At 65.9% G+C, this 19,288-nt stretch carries 14 protein-coding genes; 9 read left to right on the top strand and 5 right to left on the bottom strand.

Annotated features, from left to right (window positions below; genetic code table 11):
• The 3 genes from AABA86_RS09625 to AABA86_RS09635 form a co-directional block, all read right to left on the bottom strand.
• Complete coding sequence (locus AABA86_RS09625) at positions 1–2,400, bottom strand: EAL domain-containing protein (RefSeq protein WP_338306547.1); 2,400 nt, start codon at positions 2,398–2,400, stop codon at positions 1–3.
• 113 nt (positions 2,401–2,513) lie between these two features.
• On the bottom strand, positions 2,514–3,923 hold the full coding sequence (locus tag AABA86_RS09630; protein WP_212250517.1) for an MFS transporter: 1,410 nt from the start codon (positions 3,921–3,923) through the stop codon (positions 2,514–2,516).
• Between the two features lie 196 nt (positions 3,924–4,119).
• Positions 4,120–4,626, bottom strand: a complete 507-nt coding sequence (locus AABA86_RS09635; protein WP_212250519.1) for a YciE/YciF ferroxidase family protein — start codon at positions 4,624–4,626, stop codon at positions 4,120–4,122.
• Positions 4,627–5,055: 429 nt separating this feature from the next.
• On the opposite strand from AABA86_RS09635, the gene AABA86_RS09640 reads away from it, so the two are divergent.
• From AABA86_RS09640 to garD, 8 genes are all read left to right on the top strand, one after another.
• A complete protein-coding gene (locus AABA86_RS09640) occupies positions 5,056–6,138 on the top strand; it encodes a lysylphosphatidylglycerol synthase transmembrane domain-containing protein (protein ID WP_338306548.1) in 1,083 nt (360 codons plus the stop codon).
• 86 nt (positions 6,139–6,224) lie between these two features.
• Positions 6,225–8,180 carry a hypothetical protein gene (locus tag AABA86_RS09645; protein ID WP_338306549.1) on the top strand — a complete coding sequence of 652 codons (1,956 nt, stop codon included), beginning with the start codon at positions 6,225–6,227 and terminating at the stop codon, positions 8,178–8,180.
• Between the two features lie 344 nt (positions 8,181–8,524).
• Positions 8,525–9,877: an MFS transporter gene (locus tag AABA86_RS09650; protein WP_338306550.1), complete on the top strand. Its 1,353-nt coding sequence runs from the start codon at positions 8,525–8,527 to the stop codon at positions 9,875–9,877.
• Positions 9,878–9,999: 122 nt separating this feature from the next.
• Positions 10,000–10,905 (top strand): LysR substrate-binding domain-containing protein, encoded by a 906-nt coding sequence (locus tag AABA86_RS09655; protein ID WP_092261178.1) that lies wholly within the window; start codon positions 10,000–10,002, stop codon positions 10,903–10,905.
• Positions 10,906–11,036: 131 nt separating this feature from the next.
• Positions 11,037–11,981, top strand: coding sequence for a 5-dehydro-4-deoxyglucarate dehydratase (gene kdgD / locus AABA86_RS09660; RefSeq protein WP_212250527.1), 945 nt, complete (start codon positions 11,037–11,039; stop codon positions 11,979–11,981).
• 26 nt (positions 11,982–12,007) lie between these two features.
• Positions 12,008–13,351 carry a glucarate dehydratase gene (gene gudD / locus AABA86_RS09665; protein WP_338306551.1) on the top strand — a complete coding sequence of 448 codons (1,344 nt, stop codon included), beginning with the start codon at positions 12,008–12,010 and terminating at the stop codon, positions 13,349–13,351.
• Between the two features lie 72 nt (positions 13,352–13,423).
• Positions 13,424–14,872: an aldehyde dehydrogenase family protein gene (locus tag AABA86_RS09670; protein WP_212250529.1), complete on the top strand. Its 1,449-nt coding sequence runs from the start codon at positions 13,424–13,426 to the stop codon at positions 14,870–14,872.
• Positions 14,873–15,012: 140 nt separating this feature from the next.
• Positions 15,013–16,554: a galactarate dehydratase gene (gene garD, locus AABA86_RS09675; RefSeq protein ID WP_338306552.1), complete on the top strand. Its 1,542-nt coding sequence runs from the start codon at positions 15,013–15,015 to the stop codon at positions 16,552–16,554.
• 15 nt (positions 16,555–16,569) lie between these two features.
• On the opposite strand, the gene AABA86_RS09680 is transcribed toward garD, so the two are convergent.
• Positions 16,570–17,310 carry a hypothetical protein gene (locus tag AABA86_RS09680; protein WP_338306553.1) on the bottom strand — a complete coding sequence of 247 codons (741 nt, stop codon included), beginning with the start codon at positions 17,308–17,310 and terminating at the stop codon, positions 16,570–16,572.
• 6 nt (positions 17,311–17,316) lie between these two features.
• Positions 17,317–18,210: a MipA/OmpV family protein gene (locus AABA86_RS09685; RefSeq protein WP_338306554.1), complete on the bottom strand. Its 894-nt coding sequence runs from the start codon at positions 18,208–18,210 to the stop codon at positions 17,317–17,319.
• A 351-nt stretch (positions 18,211–18,561) separates the two neighbouring features.
• Here AABA86_RS09685 and AABA86_RS09690 point away from each other — a divergent pair, with 351 nt between their 5' ends.
• Positions 18,562–19,242: a response regulator transcription factor gene (locus AABA86_RS09690; RefSeq protein ID WP_338306555.1), complete on the top strand. Its 681-nt coding sequence runs from the start codon at positions 18,562–18,564 to the stop codon at positions 19,240–19,242.
• The last annotated feature ends 46 nt before the right edge of the window (positions 19,243–19,288 follow it).

The following is a 19,288-nucleotide window of genomic DNA, read 5'->3' on the forward strand; positions in this document are numbered from 1 at the left end:
TCAAGCCGACGCAAGCAGCCGCGGGCGGCCCAGCATGATCGCCACGTCGGAGGCCGGCCGCGGCTTGCTGAACAAATAGCCCTGCGCCTGGGTGCAGCCCTCGCGCCTGAGCAGCTCGAGCTGCGCGTCGTTCTCGACGCCTTCCGCGGTGGTGACGATGCCGAGGCTGCGGCCGAGACCGGTCACGGCGCGGATGATCGCCATGGAGTCCTCGCGCGTCGCCAGCTCCGACACGAAGGAGCGGTCGATCTTGATCTTGTCGAACGGAAAGCTGCGCAGATAGCTCAGCGACGAATAGCCGGTGCCGAAATCGTCCAGCGAGATGCGCACGCCCATGGCGCGCAGATCATGCAGCGTGGTCAGCGTCGCCTCGCTGTTCTGCAGCAGCACGGATTCGGTGATCTCGAGCTCGAGACGGCGCGCGTCAAGTCCCGAGGCGGCGAGCGCCGCGATCACGGATGCGATCAGGTTCGGATTCTTGAACTGCACCGGCGACAGGTTGACGGCGAGATCGACATCGTCCGGCCAGGTGGCCGCATCCGTGCAAGCCGAGCGCAGCACGAATTCGCCGAGCTGGACGATCAGTCCGGTCTCCTCGGCCAGCGGAATGAAGTCGATGGGTGCGATCAGGCCACGCTGCGGATGGTTCCAGCGCAGCAGCGCCTCGAAGGCGACGACGCGGCCGCTGGCGACGTCGCGGATCGGCTGATAATACGCCTCGAACTCGTCGCGCTGCAGCGCCGCGCGCAGGTCCATTTCCAGGAGGCGCCGCGCCTGCGCACGGGCATCCATGCCGGTCTCGAAGAAGCGATAGGTGCTGCGGCCGTCCGCCTTGGCACGGTAGAGCGCGAGGTCGGCGTTCTTCAGCAGTTCGCTCGGATCGCTGCCGTCCTGCGGCGACAGCGAGATGCCGATCGAGACGCCGATCACGATCTGATGGTCGTCGATCTCGTAGGGCGCCGAGATGACCTCGACGAGGCGGCCGGCAAGCGATCTCGCAGCGGTTTCCTCGGAACGACCGATCTGGACCACGGCGAACTCGTCGCCGCCCAGTCGCGCCACCGTGTCGCTCTCGCCGACCGTCGCCTTCAGCCTGCGGCCGACCGCCCTCAACAGCGCGTCGCCGATGGGATGCCCGAGCGAGTCGTTGATGTCCTTGAAGTGGTCGAGATCGAGACAAAGCACCGCGAGCTGATCGCCCGACCTGGTCCGGCGCAGTCCCTGCTCGAGCTGCTCGTGGAACAGCACGCGGTTCGGCAGGCTGGTCAGCGCGTCATGGCGCGCCATGTGCGAGATCTTGGCCTGCGCCTCCAGCCATTCTGTGATGTCCTCGAAGGTCGCGACCCAGCCGCCGCCCTGCATCGGCTGGTTGACGACCCGGATGGAGCGACCGAACCGGCTGACGATGTCGGTCGTGGTGCGTCCCTCGCGCGCGTCGGCCACAAGGCGGGCGAAGAATTCATCCGCGTCGCCCTGCCACTGGCCCTTGGCCTGCTCGTCCCTGAGTACGTCGACCAGCAGGCGGCCGGTCAGCGCGATGTCGGTGCGACGGAGCATCGCCGCATAACGCTCGTTGAACAGAATGACCTTGCCGTCCGCGTCGAACATGCACAGACCCTGCGACATGTTCTCGAGCGCCGTATCCAGCACCATTTGCTGGGCGCCCAATTCACTCCTGGCGCGGCGGTCGAGCAGCGCGGCCACGAGCGCGATCGCGATGATCGCAACCGCCGCACTGGCCGTGAGGAAGGACAGCGAGGCCGGCGGGATCGACAGACCGCCGATCGCGAGCGTCGGATCCGGCGTCAGCAGCACCGCGCCCATTGCGGTGAAATGATGCGCGACGATAGCGACGGTCAGCAGGACCGTCGCCGTCAGTGCATGGAAGAGGTCGTCGCGCCGCGCGGCCACGAACAGTGCAAATGCCGCAAAGACGATTCCTGACAGCACCGAGGCGGCGACCGTGCTTCCGATCCAGTCCACGCGCGCCGGTATCTCCAGCGCCGCCATGCCGGTGTAATGCATCGCCGCGACACCGGTGCCGACGATGGCGCCGCCGAGGACGATCCCGACGGCCCGCGAGGACGACACGGCGATGCTCAGCCCCACGAAGGTCACGGAGATCGCAAAGACCAACGACAGGATCGTCACCGGGATGTTGTAGGCGCCCGCGCCTCCCGGTCCGTAGGCCAGCATCGCGATGAAATGCGTCGCCCAGATGCCGCAGCCGCTGACGGCGGCGTCGAGGCCGAGCCAGGCCAGACGGCCGACGCCTTGCGTCGCGCGCGCCCGGTGGAACAGGCTGATAGCCGCCGCGCTGGCGAGCAGACACACCGCGCCGCCAAGCGCGACGAGCCGCCAATCGTGCTCTTCGGTGAGACAGTAGAGAATTTGATGCATCGCAGGCCTCTGATGGACCCGCACTTGACCCGATCAATATGGACAGGTGGTAACCGGCTACGCGCCTGTTGCGGCAATGGTGAACGGAAGATGTGTTCATTCACTCGGATTGTTCATCCTCGCGCCGGCGCACCGAGGCCGATCACGACGGCGGCGAGCAGCAGGACGGACGCGGACACGACCAGCGCTAGATGCAGCCCCGCCATGAACGCCCCCTCCGCGGCCACCAGTGAGCCGAACAGCGCGACGCCGAGCACGCTGCCGGTCTGCCGCGTTGCGTTCAGGACGCCCGCCGCGATGCCGGACCGCGCCTTGTCGACGCTGCCCAGCAAGGTCGAGGTCAGCGGCGGAACCAGCAGCCCAAGTCCGCCACTGATCGCGATCATCTGCGCGAAGATCGCCCAATAGCTGGTGTCGGCTTCGATCCACAGCAGGCCGAGACAACCGAGCGCCGACACGCTGGCACCGACCACGATGGTCGGGCATGGGCCGATGCGCTCGGCGAGGCGCGGCGCCAGCAGATTGACCGGCAGCACCGCCGCCATCATCGGCACGAAAGCGAGCCCGGTCCACCACGCCGACAGCCCGTTGATCCGCTGGAAGTACAGGCTGAGCACGAAGATCAGGCCGTAGATCGCGATATTGACGAGCAGGCCGACCAGCGAGGTCAGCGCGAACAGCCTCTGGCCAAACAGCGACAGCGGCAGCATCGGCTGCGCCGCGCGCCGCTCGCGCCAGATGAAGAGCGCGGCGAGAACGCCGGCGCCGACAAAAGCTGCGATCACGGCCGGATGATCCCACCCGAGCGCACCGCCTTCGATGATCGCGCCGGCCAGCGCCCCCAGCGCACCGATCGCGGCAAGCTGGCCGGGCAGATCGATCTCGCGCGTGGGGGCCCGCGTGGTCTCGCTGGCGTAGCGCCAGCTCAGCCACAGGCCGGCGAGCCCGATCGGCAGATTGACCAGGAAGATCGCGCGCCAGCCGACCAGGGTGATCAGCGCGCCGCCGACGAAGGGGCCGGCGGTGAGCGCAAGGCTCGCGCCGGCAGCCCAGACCGCGACGGCACGGCCGCGCGCGCGGTCGTCCGGATAGGCATGATTGAGCAGCGCGAGGGAATTCGGCACCAGGATCGCCGCCGCCAGCCCCTGCACCAGCCGCGCGCCGATCAGCACGGCGGCATTGGGCGACAGCGCGCAGGCGAGCGAAGCCGCGGTGAAGATGGCGAACCCCGCCATGAAGACGCGCTTGGCGCCGATGCGGTCGCCGAGCGCGCCTGATGTCAGGATGAAGGCGGCAAACGCGATCGTGTAGGCGCTGACCACCCATTGCAGCTCGGCAACGCCGCCGCCGAGCGTCCGGCCCATCGCATCGAGCGCGGTGTTGACGATGGTGACGTCGAGCTGCACCACGCCGTAACCGAGGCTCATCGCGGCCAGCGTGAGCGAGGTCGCAAGGCGCGAACCGGCAGGCGCTGCGCCGGCCCTGTCGTCGAAGGTCTCATATTTGATGGTGTTTACGCGCATGCTGCCGCCTTGATTGCAGCCCCATGCGGAATATAGGCGGCCGGCGCGCCGTCATGATTCGACAATGATCGAAGTATGATCATAGCCGACACACCCATCTTTTACGCGGTGTCATCGCCCGCGCAGGCGGGGCATGACGACGAGCCAAGAAGAAACGCCGTGCGTCGACGCACGGCGTTTTCCTTGCCGCGCCCGCTTAGCTCGCCGCGCGCAGATTCACCTTGCTCTCGGCGAGTGTCGTCAGCTTCTTGTCGGTCGCCTTCTCCTCCTCCAGCGTCTTGGCGAGCACGCTGGCGCAATCGTTGCGGCCGAGCTGCTTGGCCCAGGCGATCAGGCTGCCGTAGCGTACGATCTCGTAATGTTCGGCGGCCTGGGCCGCATTGATCAGCGCGGCGTCGAGCACCGCCTTGTCGGCAACTTCGCCGATCGTCTCGTCGGCTTCCTCGATGATGCCGTCGATCGCCGGGCAGTCGACCGCCTTCACGGCGACGCCATGCATCTTGAACACTTCCTCGAGCCGCGTGATGTGCTGCCGGGTTTCCTCGAGGTGCGTCAAAAAGCCCTGCTTCAGCTGCGGATCGGTAGCCTTATCTGCCATTTTCGGCAGCGCCTTGGTCAGCTGCTGCTCGGCGTAATAGATGTCCTGGAGCTGGTGCACGAACAGATCGTTCATGGTCTTGATGTCTTTTGTGAACAGTCCCATCGTTCCGTCCTCTTTCGATTTCTGGAACACGAAGGCAGCGGCTTGGACGAAAAGCCGCTTTATTCCGCCATGTTCGGTTGCTGATGGGGCCACAACGGACACGCGGCATCGACGTTCCAAAAAGACCCGGATGGCTTGCGCTGGAACAATGCGGACAGCGCCGACATCTGAAATCATGGCGACATACGAAACGCCCGAGCCGAGCCGGTTTCACGACTCATATGCTTAACGCGCCTCGGATGTGAACCGCGTATGACAAAAGTGACCGGTCCGCCGCAGAACCTATTGTTGTCAAGGGCTGCACAAGCCGGTGTTTTTGCCTTAAATGAGCTGGATCATACCTGCGATCGATGCCTGCTTTTGGCCGTGATCGCACCCGACCGGCCCAATGCCTGGCCCGGTCGGTCTTGCCCCCCGCCGGGAGGATGAATGCACGGACTGCTGACCGCGCTGAAGCGCGGCTTCAAGAGATGGATCGGCTGGCGACGGCTCGGAGTTGCCGCAAGCATCTTCATCATCGCCTTCGCGATCACCTCGCTGGTGCGAACCCTCAAGGGCATCGATACCGGCGTCATCCTGACGGCGTTGACCGAGATTCCCCGCGGGAGCATCGGGCTGGCGGCGATCTGCGTGTTCTTTGCGTTCTGTACGCTGACGTTCTACGACTTTTTTGCACTGCGAACGATCGGCAAGAAGCACGTGCCGTACCGCATCGCGGCGCTTTCCAGCTTCACGTCCTATTCGATCGGCCACAATATCGGCGCCACCGTCTTCACCGGCGGGGCGATCCGTTTCCGGATCTATTCGGACTACGGGCTGAACGCGATCGACGTCGCCAAGATCTGCTTCCTGTCGGGCCTGACCTTCTGGCTCGGTAACATCTTCGTGCTCTCGATCGGCATGGCGATCCACCCGGATGCGGCATCCTCGATGGATCAGCTGCCGTCGTCGCTCAACCGGCTGATCGCGCTCGGCGGGCTCGCCTCGATCGGGGCCTATCTCGTTTGGCTCGTCATGGGCGAGAAGCGGCGCGAGCTTGGCCAGAAGGGCTGGAAGGTGGTGCTGCCCTCGGCGCCGCTGACGCTGGTCCAGATCCTGATCGGCGTGGTCGATCTCGGCTTCTGCGCTACCGCGATGTACCTGCTGATGCCGGCCAATCCGCCGATCGACTTCCTGTCGCTCGCGGTGGTGTTCATCCTGGCGACGCTGCTCGGCTTCGCCAGCCATGCCCCCGGCTCGATCGGCGTGTTCGATGCCGCCATGCTGCTGGCGCTGCCCGAATTCGGCCGCGAGCAGCTCCTGGCGACGCTGCTGGTGTTCCGCATCCTCTATTTCGTGATCCCGTTCGGCCTCGCCATCTCCATCATGGGCACGCGCGAGCTCTGGATGAACGTGGTCGAGCCCTGGCAGGAGCGGCGGCGGCTGGCGGAGGCCTGCGCGCAGGCCAATCTGCCCAAGCAGGTGACGCCGATGGAGCGCGAGCGGATGCTGCGGCAAGCCAACAAGCGGTAGACTGCGATCTGGACCCGAAGGGGTTGCGGCCGGCAGAGCAATGCTCTCTTATTTCCGCCTCAACTTTGCCGTTGAAGACGCGGGCCATGATCCCTTTATTCCTTCGTACCCTCTCCGCAGGCGCCCTGTTGCTTGCCGGGATTCTGACCGCCATGCCGCCCGAGCGCGCTAGCGCTCAGGACGCCGGCGCCCTGCAGATCAATTGGGAGGTGCGTAACCGCTTCCGGCTGTTCCGCGAGGAGCGCGACTTCCTGCTCCATGTCGAGAATGCGCGCAACCGCAGCATCCTGGCCGCCGAGCAATCGCTGGAGCTCCAGAGCGAAGGCCGCGGCTGGGCCCGCAACATGGTCAACCGGCTCTGCATCGACCTCCAGGGCCGGGTCAACCAGCCCTGTACCCGCGACAACACCAAGGAAAACTACCTCACACCGATCGATCACCCCGTCACCGTGCGCCTCATTGGCGCGGTGCCGGTCGGCGCCACCTGCGCCTGGTCGTTCGACGACGGCGACGGGCCGCAGCAATCGACCTTCGACTGCGCCGAGCCGATCAACTTACGCGTCCGCTACGGCAAGCAGACGGTCGCGACCGTCGACGTCTCCTCCGGCTCCGACCCGACCCAGCGGGTCCAGACCGAGATCCAGGTGCGCGACATCTTCGTCGCCGGCCTCGGGGACAGCATCGCCTCCGGCGAAGGCAATCCGGACCGGCCGCTGGCGCTGTCCGACGAAGGATTCTGCTTCCGCTCCTATCTCGGCACCGCCGCCGGCGGCCAGTATTACCGGCCGAGCCGCCACGGCTTCAAGGGCGGCCGTGCCTGCGAGGCGCCGGACACGCTCGCGAACTGGCAGCGCTACAGCGCGCTCTGGTTCAATTCACCGTGCCACCGCTCGCTTTACAGCTACCAGACGCGCACCGCGCTCGCGCTCGCGGTGCGCTACACCCACATCGCCGTGACCTATCTGCCGCTCGCCTGCACCGGCGCCAGCATCGGCGACGGCCTGCTCGGCTCGCAGCGCGCCCGCGAATGCCCGCCCGGCAAGACCGGCGTCTGCAACACCAGCGTGAACGCGCAAGTCGCCGAGCTGCGCGAGGCGCTCACCGCGGCGAAGAAGCGCCAACCCGACCGCACGCTCGATCTCGTGCTGCTCTCGGTCGGCGCCAACGACGTCTATTTCTCCGGCCTCGTCGCCGACGTGATCGTCGACACCGCGACCGAACGGGCGCTGTTCCGTCGCTCCGGCGTGATGGCGAGCGTCGATGATTCCCGTGACGCGCTGGTGCGCGAGCTGCCGCAGAATTTCGTCAAGCTGCGCGAGGGGCTGAAGCCGCTGGTCGGCGGCGACCTCTCGCATATCGTCTACGTCTCCTACGCCAATCCTGCGCTCGCCGATGGCGGCGTGCCCTGCCGCGGCGGCCGGGCCGGCTTCGACATCCATCCGGCCTTCAACGCCGATCCGCAGCGCCTTGCCCGCGTCTCGACCTTCGTCGACACCGAATTCCTGCCGCAGCTGAAGGGCCTCGCCACCTGCACACGCGGCGCGCTGTGCCGCGATCCCGAGGCCGACCGCATGACCTTCGTCGATGCGCATCAGGCCGCGTTCGGCGATCACGGCTTCTGCGCGCATTCCGGCAGCGACCCCGAATTCGATCGCGCCTGCTTTGCCGAGAACGGCCAGAGCTTCAACCCGGACATCGTGAGCGCGGCGAGCCAGCCGATGCTGTGCGGCCGCGGCGCTTCGGAATACCGCGCCTATTTGCCCCGCGCGCGCTGGATCCGCGACGCCAACGACAGCTATTTTGCTGCGATGACCTATCCGCAGGGATTGCCGGCGGCGAGCCAGCCGACCGACATCCATGATGCGACCTGGGGCGTGCTTTCCGCCGTCTATGGCGGCGCGGTCCATCCGAGCGCGGAAGGGCATGCGGCGATGGCGGATGCGGCGCTGCCAGCCGCAAGCACCGTGCTCGGCCTCGATGCGGTGCCGCCGGGCGTGACGCGGGGATTTCTGCCGCAGCTGTTGCCGAGCGCAAAGCAGTAGAAGCGCGATCCAGTACGCCGTGACGGCAGTGATTTAATCGAGACGCCTCGGCGTACTGGATTCTCCGCCTGCCGCCTACGCTAAAGCTTCGGCGCCCCACGACCTCAACCACGGCGAAGCCTTGGCGTAGCCGGGTCGCGGAGAATGACGGCGGAGTGCGTGGTGTAGCGCGCTGCCCCAAACTGCACTCGCGCAATCTCACTCCGTTACCATCGTTCCCCTCGCCTGCCGTTCCATCAATCCAAAAACGGCATCGATCGATACCCCCTTGAACTTGGACACTTCGCCGCGCGCGCCTCTAGGAGTCGGATCGAGGAAACGTTTCAAGTTCAAGGAGGCGCCTGATGAGCGCAGTGGTGTCCGCAGCGGACGTGAGGAGGTCTCGCGTCAGGCTGTTCATCGTGACCATGTTGTTCCTGGTCACCACCGTCAATTATGCCGACCGCGCCACGCTGTCGATCGCCGGTCCCGCGCTCTCGAAAGAGCTGCATCTCGATCCCGTCGCCATGGGCTGGATCTTCTCGGCGTTCGGCTGGTCCTATGTCGCGGCGCAGGTCCCGGGCGGCTGGCTGCTCGACCGTTATGGCTCGCGCCTCGTCTATGCCTTCAGCATCGTCATCTGGTCGCTGTTCACGCTGATGCAGGGCTGGGTCGGCTTCCTCAGCGCCGGCACGGCCGTCGTCGTGCTGTTCACGCTTCGCCTCCTGGTCGGCGTCGCGGAAGCGCCGTCTTTCCCCGCCAACGCCCGCATCGTCGCGGCCTGGTTTCCGGGCAATGAGCGCGGCACCGCGTCGGCCTTCTTCAACTCGGGGCAGTATTTCGCCACCGTGATCTTCGCGCCGCTGATGGGCTGGATCGCGCACGCCTACGGCTGGCGCTTCGTGTTCTTCGTGATGGGCGCGCTCGGTATCGTCATGGGCCTTGTCTGGCTCAAGACCATCTACGGCCCGAAAGAGCATCCTTCGATCAACGAGGCCGAGTTCGACTACATCAAGGAAGGCGGCGCGTTGGTCGATCTCGACGCGCCCAAGGATGATCTGCCGCGCGCGCGTGCGCCCGAGGCCGGCTCTGGCTGGGACCACATCCGCCAGCTGCTCTCCAACCGCATGATGCTCGGCGTCTATCTCGGCCAGTATTGCATCAACACGCTGACCTATTTCTTCCTGACCTGGTTCCCGGTCTACCTCGTCAAGGAGCGCGGCCTGTCGATCCTGCAGGCCGGCTTCGTCGCGACGCTGCCGGCGCTGTGCGGCTTCATCGGCGGCGTGCTCGGCGGCATCATCTCCGATGCAATCTTGCGCCGGACCGGCTCGCTGACCATGGCGCGCAAGATTCCGATCGTCGGCGGCATGCTGCTGTCGATGTCGATCATCGCCTGCAACTATGTCGACGGACAGGCGCTGGTGGTCGGCTTCATGGCGCTCGCCTTCTTCGGCAAGGGCATCGGTGCGCTCGGCTGGGCGGTCGTCTCCGACACCTCGCCAAAGGAAGCCGGCGGCGTCTCCGGCGGCCTGTTCAATACCTTCGGCAATCTCTCCTCGATCACCACGCCGATCGTGATCGGCTACATCCTGGCCGCGACCGGCTCGTTCAACGGCGCGCTGGTGTTCGTGGGCCTCAACGCGCTGGTGGCGGCGTTCGCCTATCTCGTCATCGTCGGCAAGATCGAGCGGGTGACGCTCAAACGTTCCTCCTGAGGGCTCCCATGGGAGCTTGACCAGGCAACTCAACGGCGGCCCAAAAGCCGCCGTCTTTGTTTTGGGGATGATCGATGCTAGAAGTACCGGGGAAACGCCTTATCCATCTAAGGCATGTATCGATGTTCGACCTCAACCAGCTCCGCTGTTTCGTCACGGTGGCGGAGGAATTGCATTTCGGCCGCGCCGCGACGCGGCTGAACATGACCCAGCCGCCGCTGTCCCGGCAGATCCAGGTGCTCGAGCACATCATCGATGCGCCCCTGCTCGAACGTACCAGCCGCTCGGTCCGTCTCACCCCCGCGGGACGCAGCTTCCTGCCGGAGGCGCGGCGCATCCTCAAGCTTGCCGAAAGCGCCTCGCAGGTCGCCCGTCGCATCGCGCTCGGCAAGACCGGCTCGCTGAAGATCGGCTTCACCGCGGCAGCGGCCTATGGCTTCCTGCCCGAGCTTGTCGCCGCCTGCCGCGCCAAGCTGCCCGAGGTCGACTTCTCGCTGAAGGAGATGGTGTCCGGCGACCAGTTCGAGGCGCTGACCTCGGGCCAGATCGACGCCGGCCTGCTCAGGCCGCCGATCGCGCGCCCCGAGCTCACCAGCCGCCGCGTCGTCGCCGAGCCCCTGCTCGCCGCGATCCCGAAGAAGCATCCGCTCGCCAATGCCGACAGCATCACCATCAAGGATTTCGACGACCAGCCCTTCGTGATGTATTCGCCCTATGAGAGCCGCTACTTCCACGATCTCCTGGTGGCGCTGTTCACCCGTGCCGACGTGCTGCCGCGTTACGTCCAGCATCTGAGCCAGATCCACTCGATCCTCGCCATGGTGCGCGCCGGCCTCGGCCTTGCCATCGTGCCGGCGGCGGCTGCGAGCCTGAAGATCTCCGACGTACGCCTGCGCCCGCTGAAGCTGCGCACGCGCGTTCCGGTCGAGCTGTTCATGGTCTGGCGCCGCGACGACGAGAATCCGCTGCTGTCGGCGCTCGTCAAAATCGCCGGCGAACTGGCCTCTGCGGAGCCATCGGAAGATTGATGCTGATTTCGCATCGGTCGATATAGGCTTTGGCTTGGACCCGCATCGAACGGTCTCCTAAACCACGGCGCATGGACGCGCAGGCCTCAAGGCTCGCGTCCTCCACAACACGCAATAAGGGAGCAGCGCCCGTGAGCAAGATGACCCCGCAGGAAATGGCCCAGAAGATCGGATCCGGCCTCCTGTCCTTTCCCGTCACGCCGTTCAAGGCGGACTATTCCTTCGACGAAGCGACCTACCGCGCCAACATGGACTGGCTGTGCGGCTATGACGTCGCCGGCCTGTTCGCCGCCGGCGGCACCGGCGAGTTCTTCTCGCTGACGCCGACCGAGGTTCCTGAAGTCGTCAGGGTCGCGGTCGACGAGACCAAGGGCCGCGTGCCCGTGCTCGCCGGCACCGGCTACGGCACCGCGATCGCCCGCGAGATCGCGATCGGCGCGGAAAAGGCCGGCGCCGACGGCCTGCTGCTGCTGCCGCCCTATCTCACCCATGCCGAGCAGGACGGCCTTGCCGCCCATGTCGAGGCGGTCTGCGCCGCCGTCAAGATCGGCGTCATCGTCTACAACCGCGACAACGCGATCCTGCAGCCCGACACGCTGGCGCGCCTTGCCGAGCGCTGCCCGAACCTCGTCGGCTACAAGGACGGCATCGGCGACATCGAGCTGATGACCCGCGTCTACACCAAGCTCGGCGACCGCCTGACCTATGTCGGCGGCCTGCCGACCGCGGAGACCTTCGCGCTGCCCTATCTCGACATGGGCGTGACCACCTATTCCTCCGCCGTGTTCAACTTCGTGCCGGAATTCGCCACCAACTTCTACGCGGCCGTGCGCAAGCGCGACCACGCCACGATTCAGGCCGGGCTGAAGGACTTCATCCTGCCGCTGATCGCGATCCGCAACCGCAAGAAGGGCTATGCCGTCTCGATCATCAAGGCCGGCATGAAGGTGATCGGCCGCGACTCCGGCCCGGTCCGCCCGCCGCTCACCGACCTCACCGAGCAGGAAATCGCCGAGGTGACCGCGCTGGTGAAGAACCTGCCCGCCATCCGATCGACACAACAGGCGGCAGAATAACGGACAACAACAGCGAGGAGCGTAGGATGGCCCTGACCGAGATTTCTGGCGCACCGGTCGTGACAGCGATGCAGGTGATTCCGGTCGCGGGCCGCGACAGCATGCTCCTCAACCTCAGCGGCGCGCACGCGCCGTTCTTCACCCGCAACATCGTCATCCTCACCGACAATGCCGGCCACACCGGCGTCGGCGAGGTGCCGGGCGGGCAGAAGATCTGGCAGACGCTGCAGGACGCCCGCGACCTCGTGATCGGCAAGACCGTCGGCGCGATGAACAACATCCTCGCCGACGTCCGCACGGCGTTTGCCGACCGCGACGCCGGCGGCCGCGGCAAGCAGACGTTTGATCTTCGCGTGATGATCCACGCGGTCACCGCGATCGAGTCCGCGCTGCTCGATCTGCTGGGTCAGCATCTGAGCCTGCCGGTCGCCGCGCTGCTCGGCGAAGGCCAGCAGCGTAACAGCGTCGAGACGCTCGGCTATCTCTTCTTCGTCGGAGACCGGCGCAAGTCGAAGCTCAATTACGTCCAGGGCGAGACCGGCAAGGCGGAATGGTTCAACCTTCGCCATCAGCAGGCGATGACGCCCGAGACGGTGGTGCGGCTCGCGGAGGCCACCCACGACCATTACGGCTTCGCCGATTTCAAGCTGAAGGGCGGCGTTCTGCGCGGCGAGCAGGAGATCGAGGCCGTCACCGCCATCGCAAAGCGCTTCCCGAACGCGCGCGTGACGCTCGATCCCAACGGCGCCTGGTCGCTCGACGAGGCGATCAGCCTGTGCAAAGGCATGCACGGCATCCTCGCCTATGCCGAGGACCCCTGCGGCGCGGAAGCCGGCTTCTCCGGCCGCGAGATCATGGCCGAGTTCCGCCGCGCCACCGGCATGCCGACCGCAACCAACATGATCGCGACCGATTGGCGGCAGCTCTCCCATGCGCTGCGCCTTGGCGCGGTGGACATTCCGCTGGCCGATCCCCATTTCTGGACCATGCAGGGCTCGGTGCGCGTCGCCCAGACCTGCCGCGACAATGGCCTGACCTGGGGCTCGCACTCCAACAACCATTTCGACATTTCGCTGGCCATGTTCACCCATGTCGGCGCCGCCGCCCCCGGCAAGGTCACCGCGATCGACACCCACTGGATCTGGCAGGACGGCCAGGCGCTCACCAAAGAGCCGCTCCAGATCAAGGGCGGCAAGATTGCCGTCCCTGATAGCCCGGGCCTGGGCATCGAAATCGACAGGGCCGCCATCGACGCGGCGCATGACCTCTACAAGCAGCATGGACTCGGTGCCCGCGATGACGCTATTGCCATGCAGGACCTGATCCCCGGCTGGACCTTTGACGACAAGCGTCCGTGCCTCGTGCGTTAGGCATGATCCCGGAAAAGTGGGCACCGGTTTTCCGATAAGGATCATGCCCCTTAAATGACTTGGAGGAATGAGATGACTGCGATCCTGAAGAACTTCATCGGCGGCGAATGGGTCGACGGCTCCGGCGTCACCAGGAACATCAACCCCTCCAACACCAACGACGTCGTCGGCGAATACGCCAAGGCCGACAAGGCGCAGACCGAAAAGGCGATTGCCGCCGCCAAGGCAGCCTTCCCCGCCTGGTCGCAGTCGACGCCGCAGGTGCGCTTCGACGCGCTGAACAAGATTTCCCTCGAGATCCTCGCCCGCAAGGAAGAGCTCGGCCGCCTGCTCGCGCGCGAGGAAGGCAAGACGCTGCCCGAGGGCATCGGCGAGGTCGCGCGTGCCGGCCAGATCTTTGCATTCTTCGCCGGCGAGGCGCTGCGCCTGATCGGCGAGAAGGGCGCCTCGGTGCGTCCCGGCCTCGACGTCGAGCTCACCCGCGAGCCGGTCGGCGTCATCGGCATGATCACGCCCTGGAATTTCCCGATCGCGATCCCGGCCTGGAAGATCGCGCCGGCGCTCTGCTACGGCAACACCGTGGTGTTCAAGCCGGCTGAGCTCGTGCCCGGCTCCGGACATGCGCTGGCCGAGATCATCACCCGCTCCGGCATTCCCGCCGGCGTGTTCAACCTCGTGGTCGGCTCCGGCTCGGTGGTCGGCCAGACCCTGCTCGACCACCCTGACGTCGCGGCAATCTCCTTCACCGGCTCGGTGCAGACGGGACGCAAGATCGCGCAGGCCTGCGTGCTCTCCAACCCGATGAAGAAGTTCCAGCTCGAGATGGGCGGCAAGAATCCTCTGGTCGTGCTCGACGACGCCGACCTCAAGACCGCCGTCGAGGTCGCCGTCAACGGCGCCTATTTCTCGACCGGCCAGCGCTGCACCGCCTCCTCCCGCCTGATCGTCACCGAAGGCATCCATGACCGCTTCGTCGCGGCGGTGGCCGAGCGCCTGAACGGCCTGTCGGTCGACGACGCGCTCAAGGCCGGCGTGCATATCGGCCCGGTGGTCGACCAGAGCCAGCTCGACCAGGATCTGCGCTACATCAAGATCGGCCAGGACGAGGGCGCCAAGCTCGCCTTCGGCGGCGAACTGCTCAAGCGCGAGAACCCCGGCCACTACCTGCAGCCGGCGCTGTTCACCGAAGCCAACAACAACATGCGCATCGCGCGCGAGGAAATCTTCGGGCCCGTCGCCGCCGTCATCCGCGCCAAGAACTACGAAGAGGCGCTGGCGATCTCCAACGACACCGAGTTCGGCCTCGCTTCGGGCATCTGCACCACCAGCCTGAAATACGCCTCGCACTACAAGCGCAACAGCGAGTCCGGCATGGTGATGGTCAATCTGCCGACCGCCGGCGTCGACTATCACGTGCCGTTCGGCGGCCGGAAGGGCTCGAGCTACGGCGCCCGCGAGCAGGGCTCCTACGCGCGCGAGTTCTACACGACGGTGAAGACGGCTTATACCTTTCCCGGGTGATGTGCTGACATCGTAGGGTGGGTTAGCCCGCGGCTGCGCGAAGCGCAGTCCGCCGGCGTAACCCACCTCTTCCGGTTCGACGGATGCAGACATTGGTGGGTTACGCTACGCTAACCCACCCTACACTTCGGAGTCCTCCCATGGACCAGGACGTCGCAGCGAAAGAGCAGCCCCGCTACATCAAGCTCAACGAGCGCGACAATGTCGCGATCGTGGTCAATGATTTCGGGCTTCCCGCCGGCTCCCGCTTTGCCAGCGGCCTGACACTGCGCGCCTTCGTGCCGCAGGGGCACAAGACGGCACTGGTCGACATCGCGCAAGATCAGCCGATCGTCCGCTATGGCGAGATCATCGGCTACGCGCTGTCGCCGATCCTGGCCGGCGAATGGGTCGACGAGGCGCGCATTCGCATGCCGGATGCCCCCGACCTCGACAAGCTCGAAATCTCGACCGCAGTCCCTGCGCCGCTGCCGCCGCTCGAAGGCTTTACCTTCGAAGGCTATCGCAATCCGGACGGCTCGGTCGGCACCAAGAACATCCTCGGCATCTCCTCCTCCGTGCAATGCGTCAAGGGCACGATGGAATATGCAGTCAAGCGCATCCGCGCCGAGCTGCTGCCGAAGTACCCGAATGTCGACGACGTCGTGCCGCTGACCCATGCCTACGGCTGCGGCGTCGCCATCACTGCGCCCGACGCGGTGATTCCGATCCGCACCCTGCAGAACATCGCGCTCAACCCGAATTTCGGCGGCGAGATCCTCGTCGTCGGCCTCGGCTGCGAGAAGCTCGCACCGGAGCGACTGGTGCCGGAAGGCATCGATAACGCCATCGTACGCATGCAGGACGAAGCCTTCGACGGCTTCGGCGCCATCGTCGATGCGATCATGACCCAGGCCGAGGCCCGCCTGAAGATCCTCAACAAACGCACGCGCGAGACCTGCCCGGCCGCCGATCTCGTCATCGGCCTGCAATGCGGCGGCAGCGACGCCTTCTCCGGCGTCACCGCCAATCCCGCCGTCGGCTTCGCCGCGGACCTGCTGGTGCGTGCCGGCGCCACCGTGATGTTCTCGGAAGTGACCGAGGTGCGCGACGCCATCCAGCTGCTCACGCGACGCGCCATCAACGAGGACGTCGGCCGCGCACTGGTGCGCGAGATGGCCTGGTACGATTCCTATCTTGCCCGCGGCGGCGCCGATCGCAGCGCCAACACCACGCCCGGCAACAAGAAGGGCGGCCTCGCCAACATCGTCGAGAAGTCGCTGGGCTCGATCGTCAAGTCCGGCTCGTCTGCGATCACCGGCGTGCTCTCGCCCGGCGAGAAGGCGACGCAGAAGGGCATGCTGTTCGCGGCAACCCCCGCCTCCGACTTCATCTGCGGCACGCTCCAGCTCGCCTCCGGCATGACGCTGCAGGTGTTCACCACCGGCCGCGGCACGCCCTACGGCCTTGCGGCCGCGCCCGTCATCAAGGTCGCGACCCGCAGCGAGCTGGCGCGGCGCTGGAAGGACCTGATCGATTTCGACGCAGGCCGCATCGCCACCGGCGAGAAGACCATCGAGGAGACCGGTTGGGACCTGTTCCGCCTGATCCTCGATGTCGCCTCCGGCCGCACCAAGCCATGGTCGGACCGCTGGGGCATCCACAACGATCTGACGCTGTTCAACCCCGCGCCGGTGACCTGAGGCCGCCAGCCGGCTTCACTGACCACCGATCAGGTGCATGTCATCCAGCGTGACGGGCAGGCTGCGCGTGATGAGATCCGCAATCGCCGCGCGCAGCCGTTCGCTCGAAGCCGGACCGTCAAACGTCCCGTCCACCGGCCCGCTCGGGCCGGCGATCCCTATGGTCCCGGTGTTGTCGAGCGGCGCGGCCGCCCTCTTCTCGATCACGTCGAACGTCTTGCCGTCGATGACGCGGACTTCGTACAGCGCATGGATCAGGCCGTAGTCCGCAAGCAGCGTCCGATATTCGGCGATCCCGACCCCCTCGACGTTACGACCGTTTCCGAGTTTCGATCTCGCGCGGGTAATGACGATGTACGCATCCAGTCCCTGGGGCGTGACATCGGTGCGAACCAGCTCCTTGAACGGATCGCTCCGCAGCAGATTGACGGGCGTGACCGCCGAATCCCTGACGGCAGCGAAGGCGGCGCGGGTGTAGTTGACGGCCTGAACGCGATAGCGTGCACCCAGTAGCCTGGACGCATGCTGGACGATCAGCTCGTCCAGTCCCCATGCACTGATCGAGGCGCTTTGCCCGGTGGAGCCGGGCTTGGTAAGGCCTATCTGTGAAAGGCTCATCTCTTCGCCCATGGCGGAGACGATGCCCACCGTCTTGATCGCCTGGAGCCGGCTCGCGCGCGTCTCGAACGCCGCGGCGGCGCCGAGAGCGACGCAAGCGGCTGCGAGGCCAATCCATAGAAAAGCAGTGCGACGCATGGTGATCTATCGAATCCTGAAATCGAACGAATAGGATGCGCCGAGGCCAACGGTGGTCTGGTTCGACGATCCCCGCAGCTTCACGAGCGGACTGTCCGCGGCATCGCCGAGCAGCTTCTCGTATTCGACATAGGCATGGACCTCCCACTGCGGATTGATGCGATAGGAGACCTGGCTGCCGAAGCCGACCGAGTGCGCGCCGCCCCTGGCGTTGTATGACGGCAATCCCGACGCCAGCGTCTGCGCGGCGTCGACGCCGAAATAGGGAGCGGTCGCCTTGGTGCTTTTCCAGGTGAAGCGCGGGCCGGCCGAGATCGTCAACCTCTGAATCAGCGGCACGATGACGTCGGCAGAGATGTCGGCGACGGTGCCGGTATGGCCGCCCACGCCCTGGCGCAATTCGCTGCGCAGGCGGAGCCAGTCGACCGGATAGTATTCGACGAAGCCGCCAAGCTCGTAGGCGGCCTTGACGTCGCCAAGGCCGGTCAGCTCGGCATATTTGTCGGCCTTGCGCGAGGCGACGTATTTGAACGCAGGCCCTGCGCGAAAATTGCCGACGTCGAGCAGCGCGATGCTGGCGCTGTCGCGCGGCCCGCGAAACTGGTCGATCGATCCGGCGCGGCGGATGGAGAAGATCGGGATCGGCATGAGCTTGCCGTTCTTGGATCCGACGAAATCCGGTGTGTACTCGCCACCGATGCCGACCATGACCGTCCAGTTGCCGGAGGGCGAAGGCAGCATCGGCAGCTCGAATGGCGGCGCCGGCAGCGTGAACGCGGTCTGCGCCGACGCGGATTGAGGGATCGCCATGATCGCGCCGAGTGCGGCGAGGAAGGCGGTCAGCAAGGTCTGCTGCGCGCCCGCCTCACGATCGAGAGCGGCTTCGTCAAAATGCTTCATTACGGGGCCCCGGACCGGCCTTGCTGGCCTGGTCGACTTGTGTGGTTAGGAGCCACAGTATGTGGTCCGGCAAAATTGCCCCAAGATTGCAAGGCGAGAACCGCCGCCCCACCATGCTCCCGGCGCGCAGCTGGCGACGGCCACCGAACCAACATTGCCCGAACATTGCCGCGCGGCGCTCACGCCGCCAAACTTTGACCGCCGGTGCCGGCCAGCGCCGCCACCGCTGCCTTTTATTCGCCAAGCTCGCTGCCTTAAAGGGAACCTCGCGCACGAACCGAAACGCCGGACTTCGGCCAGGAAGCGTCAAGTCGGGGTTCTATGGCCCCAGCACAGTCAAGGACGACCCGCGTGCGCTCCCTCGTGATCGAAGACGAACCGCAGATCGGCGCCTATGTCAGCCGCCTGCTCGGACAGTTGCACGGAATCGTCGATCTCGTCGGCTCGATTGCCGACGCCCGCCAGGCGCTGGACAATTTCAAATACGATCTCGCGATCATCGACCGCATGCTGCCCGACGGCGATGCGCTCCAGGTCGTCACGGCGCTGAGCCGATCGCCGGAACGCCCCGCCATCATCATGTTGACCTCCAAGGACGCCAAGGAGGATGTCGTCGATGGCCTCAACAGCGGCGCCGACGATTATCTCGGCAAGCCGTTCGAGCCGCAGGAGCTGATCGCGCGGGTGCGCGCGGTGCTGCGGCGACCCCGGCTGCTCGCCCCTTCGGTGCTGTCGCTCGGCAATGTGGAGCTGCATCTCGGCAGCAACGAGGCGGTGGTTGCCGACACAAAAATCCTGCTGCGGCGGCGCGAGGCGCTGATCTTGGGGGCGCTCCTGATGCGGCGCGACCGCGTCATCACCCGCGCCGCCCTGATCGAAGAGATCTATGGCTTCGACGACGAGATCGAATCCAACACGCTGGAAGCTCAGGTCTCGCGGCTGAGGAAGAAATTGCTCGAGCTCGGCGGCGATGTCGAGATCCGCAGCATGCGAGGCATCGGCTACATCCTGCGGCTGGCAACGCCGCGATGACGTCGATCGCCCGGACGTTCGCGATCTCGCTCGGCATCGCCGCCAC

The sequence above is a fragment of the Bradyrhizobium sp. TM233 genome (assembly GCF_036247965.1).
In the GTDB taxonomy this organism is placed as follows: domain Bacteria; phylum Pseudomonadota; class Alphaproteobacteria; order Rhizobiales; family Xanthobacteraceae; genus Bradyrhizobium; species Bradyrhizobium ottawaense.

Excerpts from the sequence above, each read along its gene's own strand:
- AABA86_RS09630 (WP_212250517.1), bottom strand. The coding sequence starts at position 3,923 with ATGCGCGTAAACACCATCAAATATGAGACCTTCGACGACAGGGCCGGC.
- AABA86_RS09625 (WP_338306547.1), bottom strand. The coding sequence starts at position 2,400 with ATGCATCAAATTCTCTACTGTCTCACCGAAGAGCACGATTGGCGGCTC.
- AABA86_RS09655 (WP_092261178.1), top strand. The coding sequence starts at position 10,000 with ATGTTCGACCTCAACCAGCTCCGCTGTTTCGTCACGGTGGCGGAGGAA.
- AABA86_RS09670 (WP_212250529.1), top strand. The coding sequence starts at position 13,424 with ATGACTGCGATCCTGAAGAACTTCATCGGCGGCGAATGGGTCGACGGC.
- AABA86_RS09640 (WP_338306548.1), top strand. The coding sequence starts at position 5,056 with ATGCACGGACTGCTGACCGCGCTGAAGCGCGGCTTCAAGAGATGGATC.
- garD (WP_338306552.1), top strand. The coding sequence starts at position 15,013 with ATGGACCAGGACGTCGCAGCGAAAGAGCAGCCCCGCTACATCAAGCTC.
- AABA86_RS09645 (WP_338306549.1), top strand. The coding sequence starts at position 6,225 with ATGATCCCTTTATTCCTTCGTACCCTCTCCGCAGGCGCCCTGTTGCTT.
- AABA86_RS09650 (WP_338306550.1), top strand. The coding sequence starts at position 8,525 with ATGAGCGCAGTGGTGTCCGCAGCGGACGTGAGGAGGTCTCGCGTCAGG.
- gudD (WP_338306551.1), top strand. The coding sequence starts at position 12,008 with ATGGCCCTGACCGAGATTTCTGGCGCACCGGTCGTGACAGCGATGCAG.
- AABA86_RS09680 (WP_338306553.1), bottom strand. The coding sequence starts at position 17,310 with ATGCGTCGCACTGCTTTTCTATGGATTGGCCTCGCAGCCGCTTGCGTC.
- AABA86_RS09635 (WP_212250519.1), bottom strand. The coding sequence starts at position 4,626 with ATGGGACTGTTCACAAAAGACATCAAGACCATGAACGATCTGTTCGTG.
- AABA86_RS09685 (WP_338306554.1), bottom strand. The coding sequence starts at position 18,210 with ATGAAGCATTTTGACGAAGCCGCTCTCGATCGTGAGGCGGGCGCGCAG.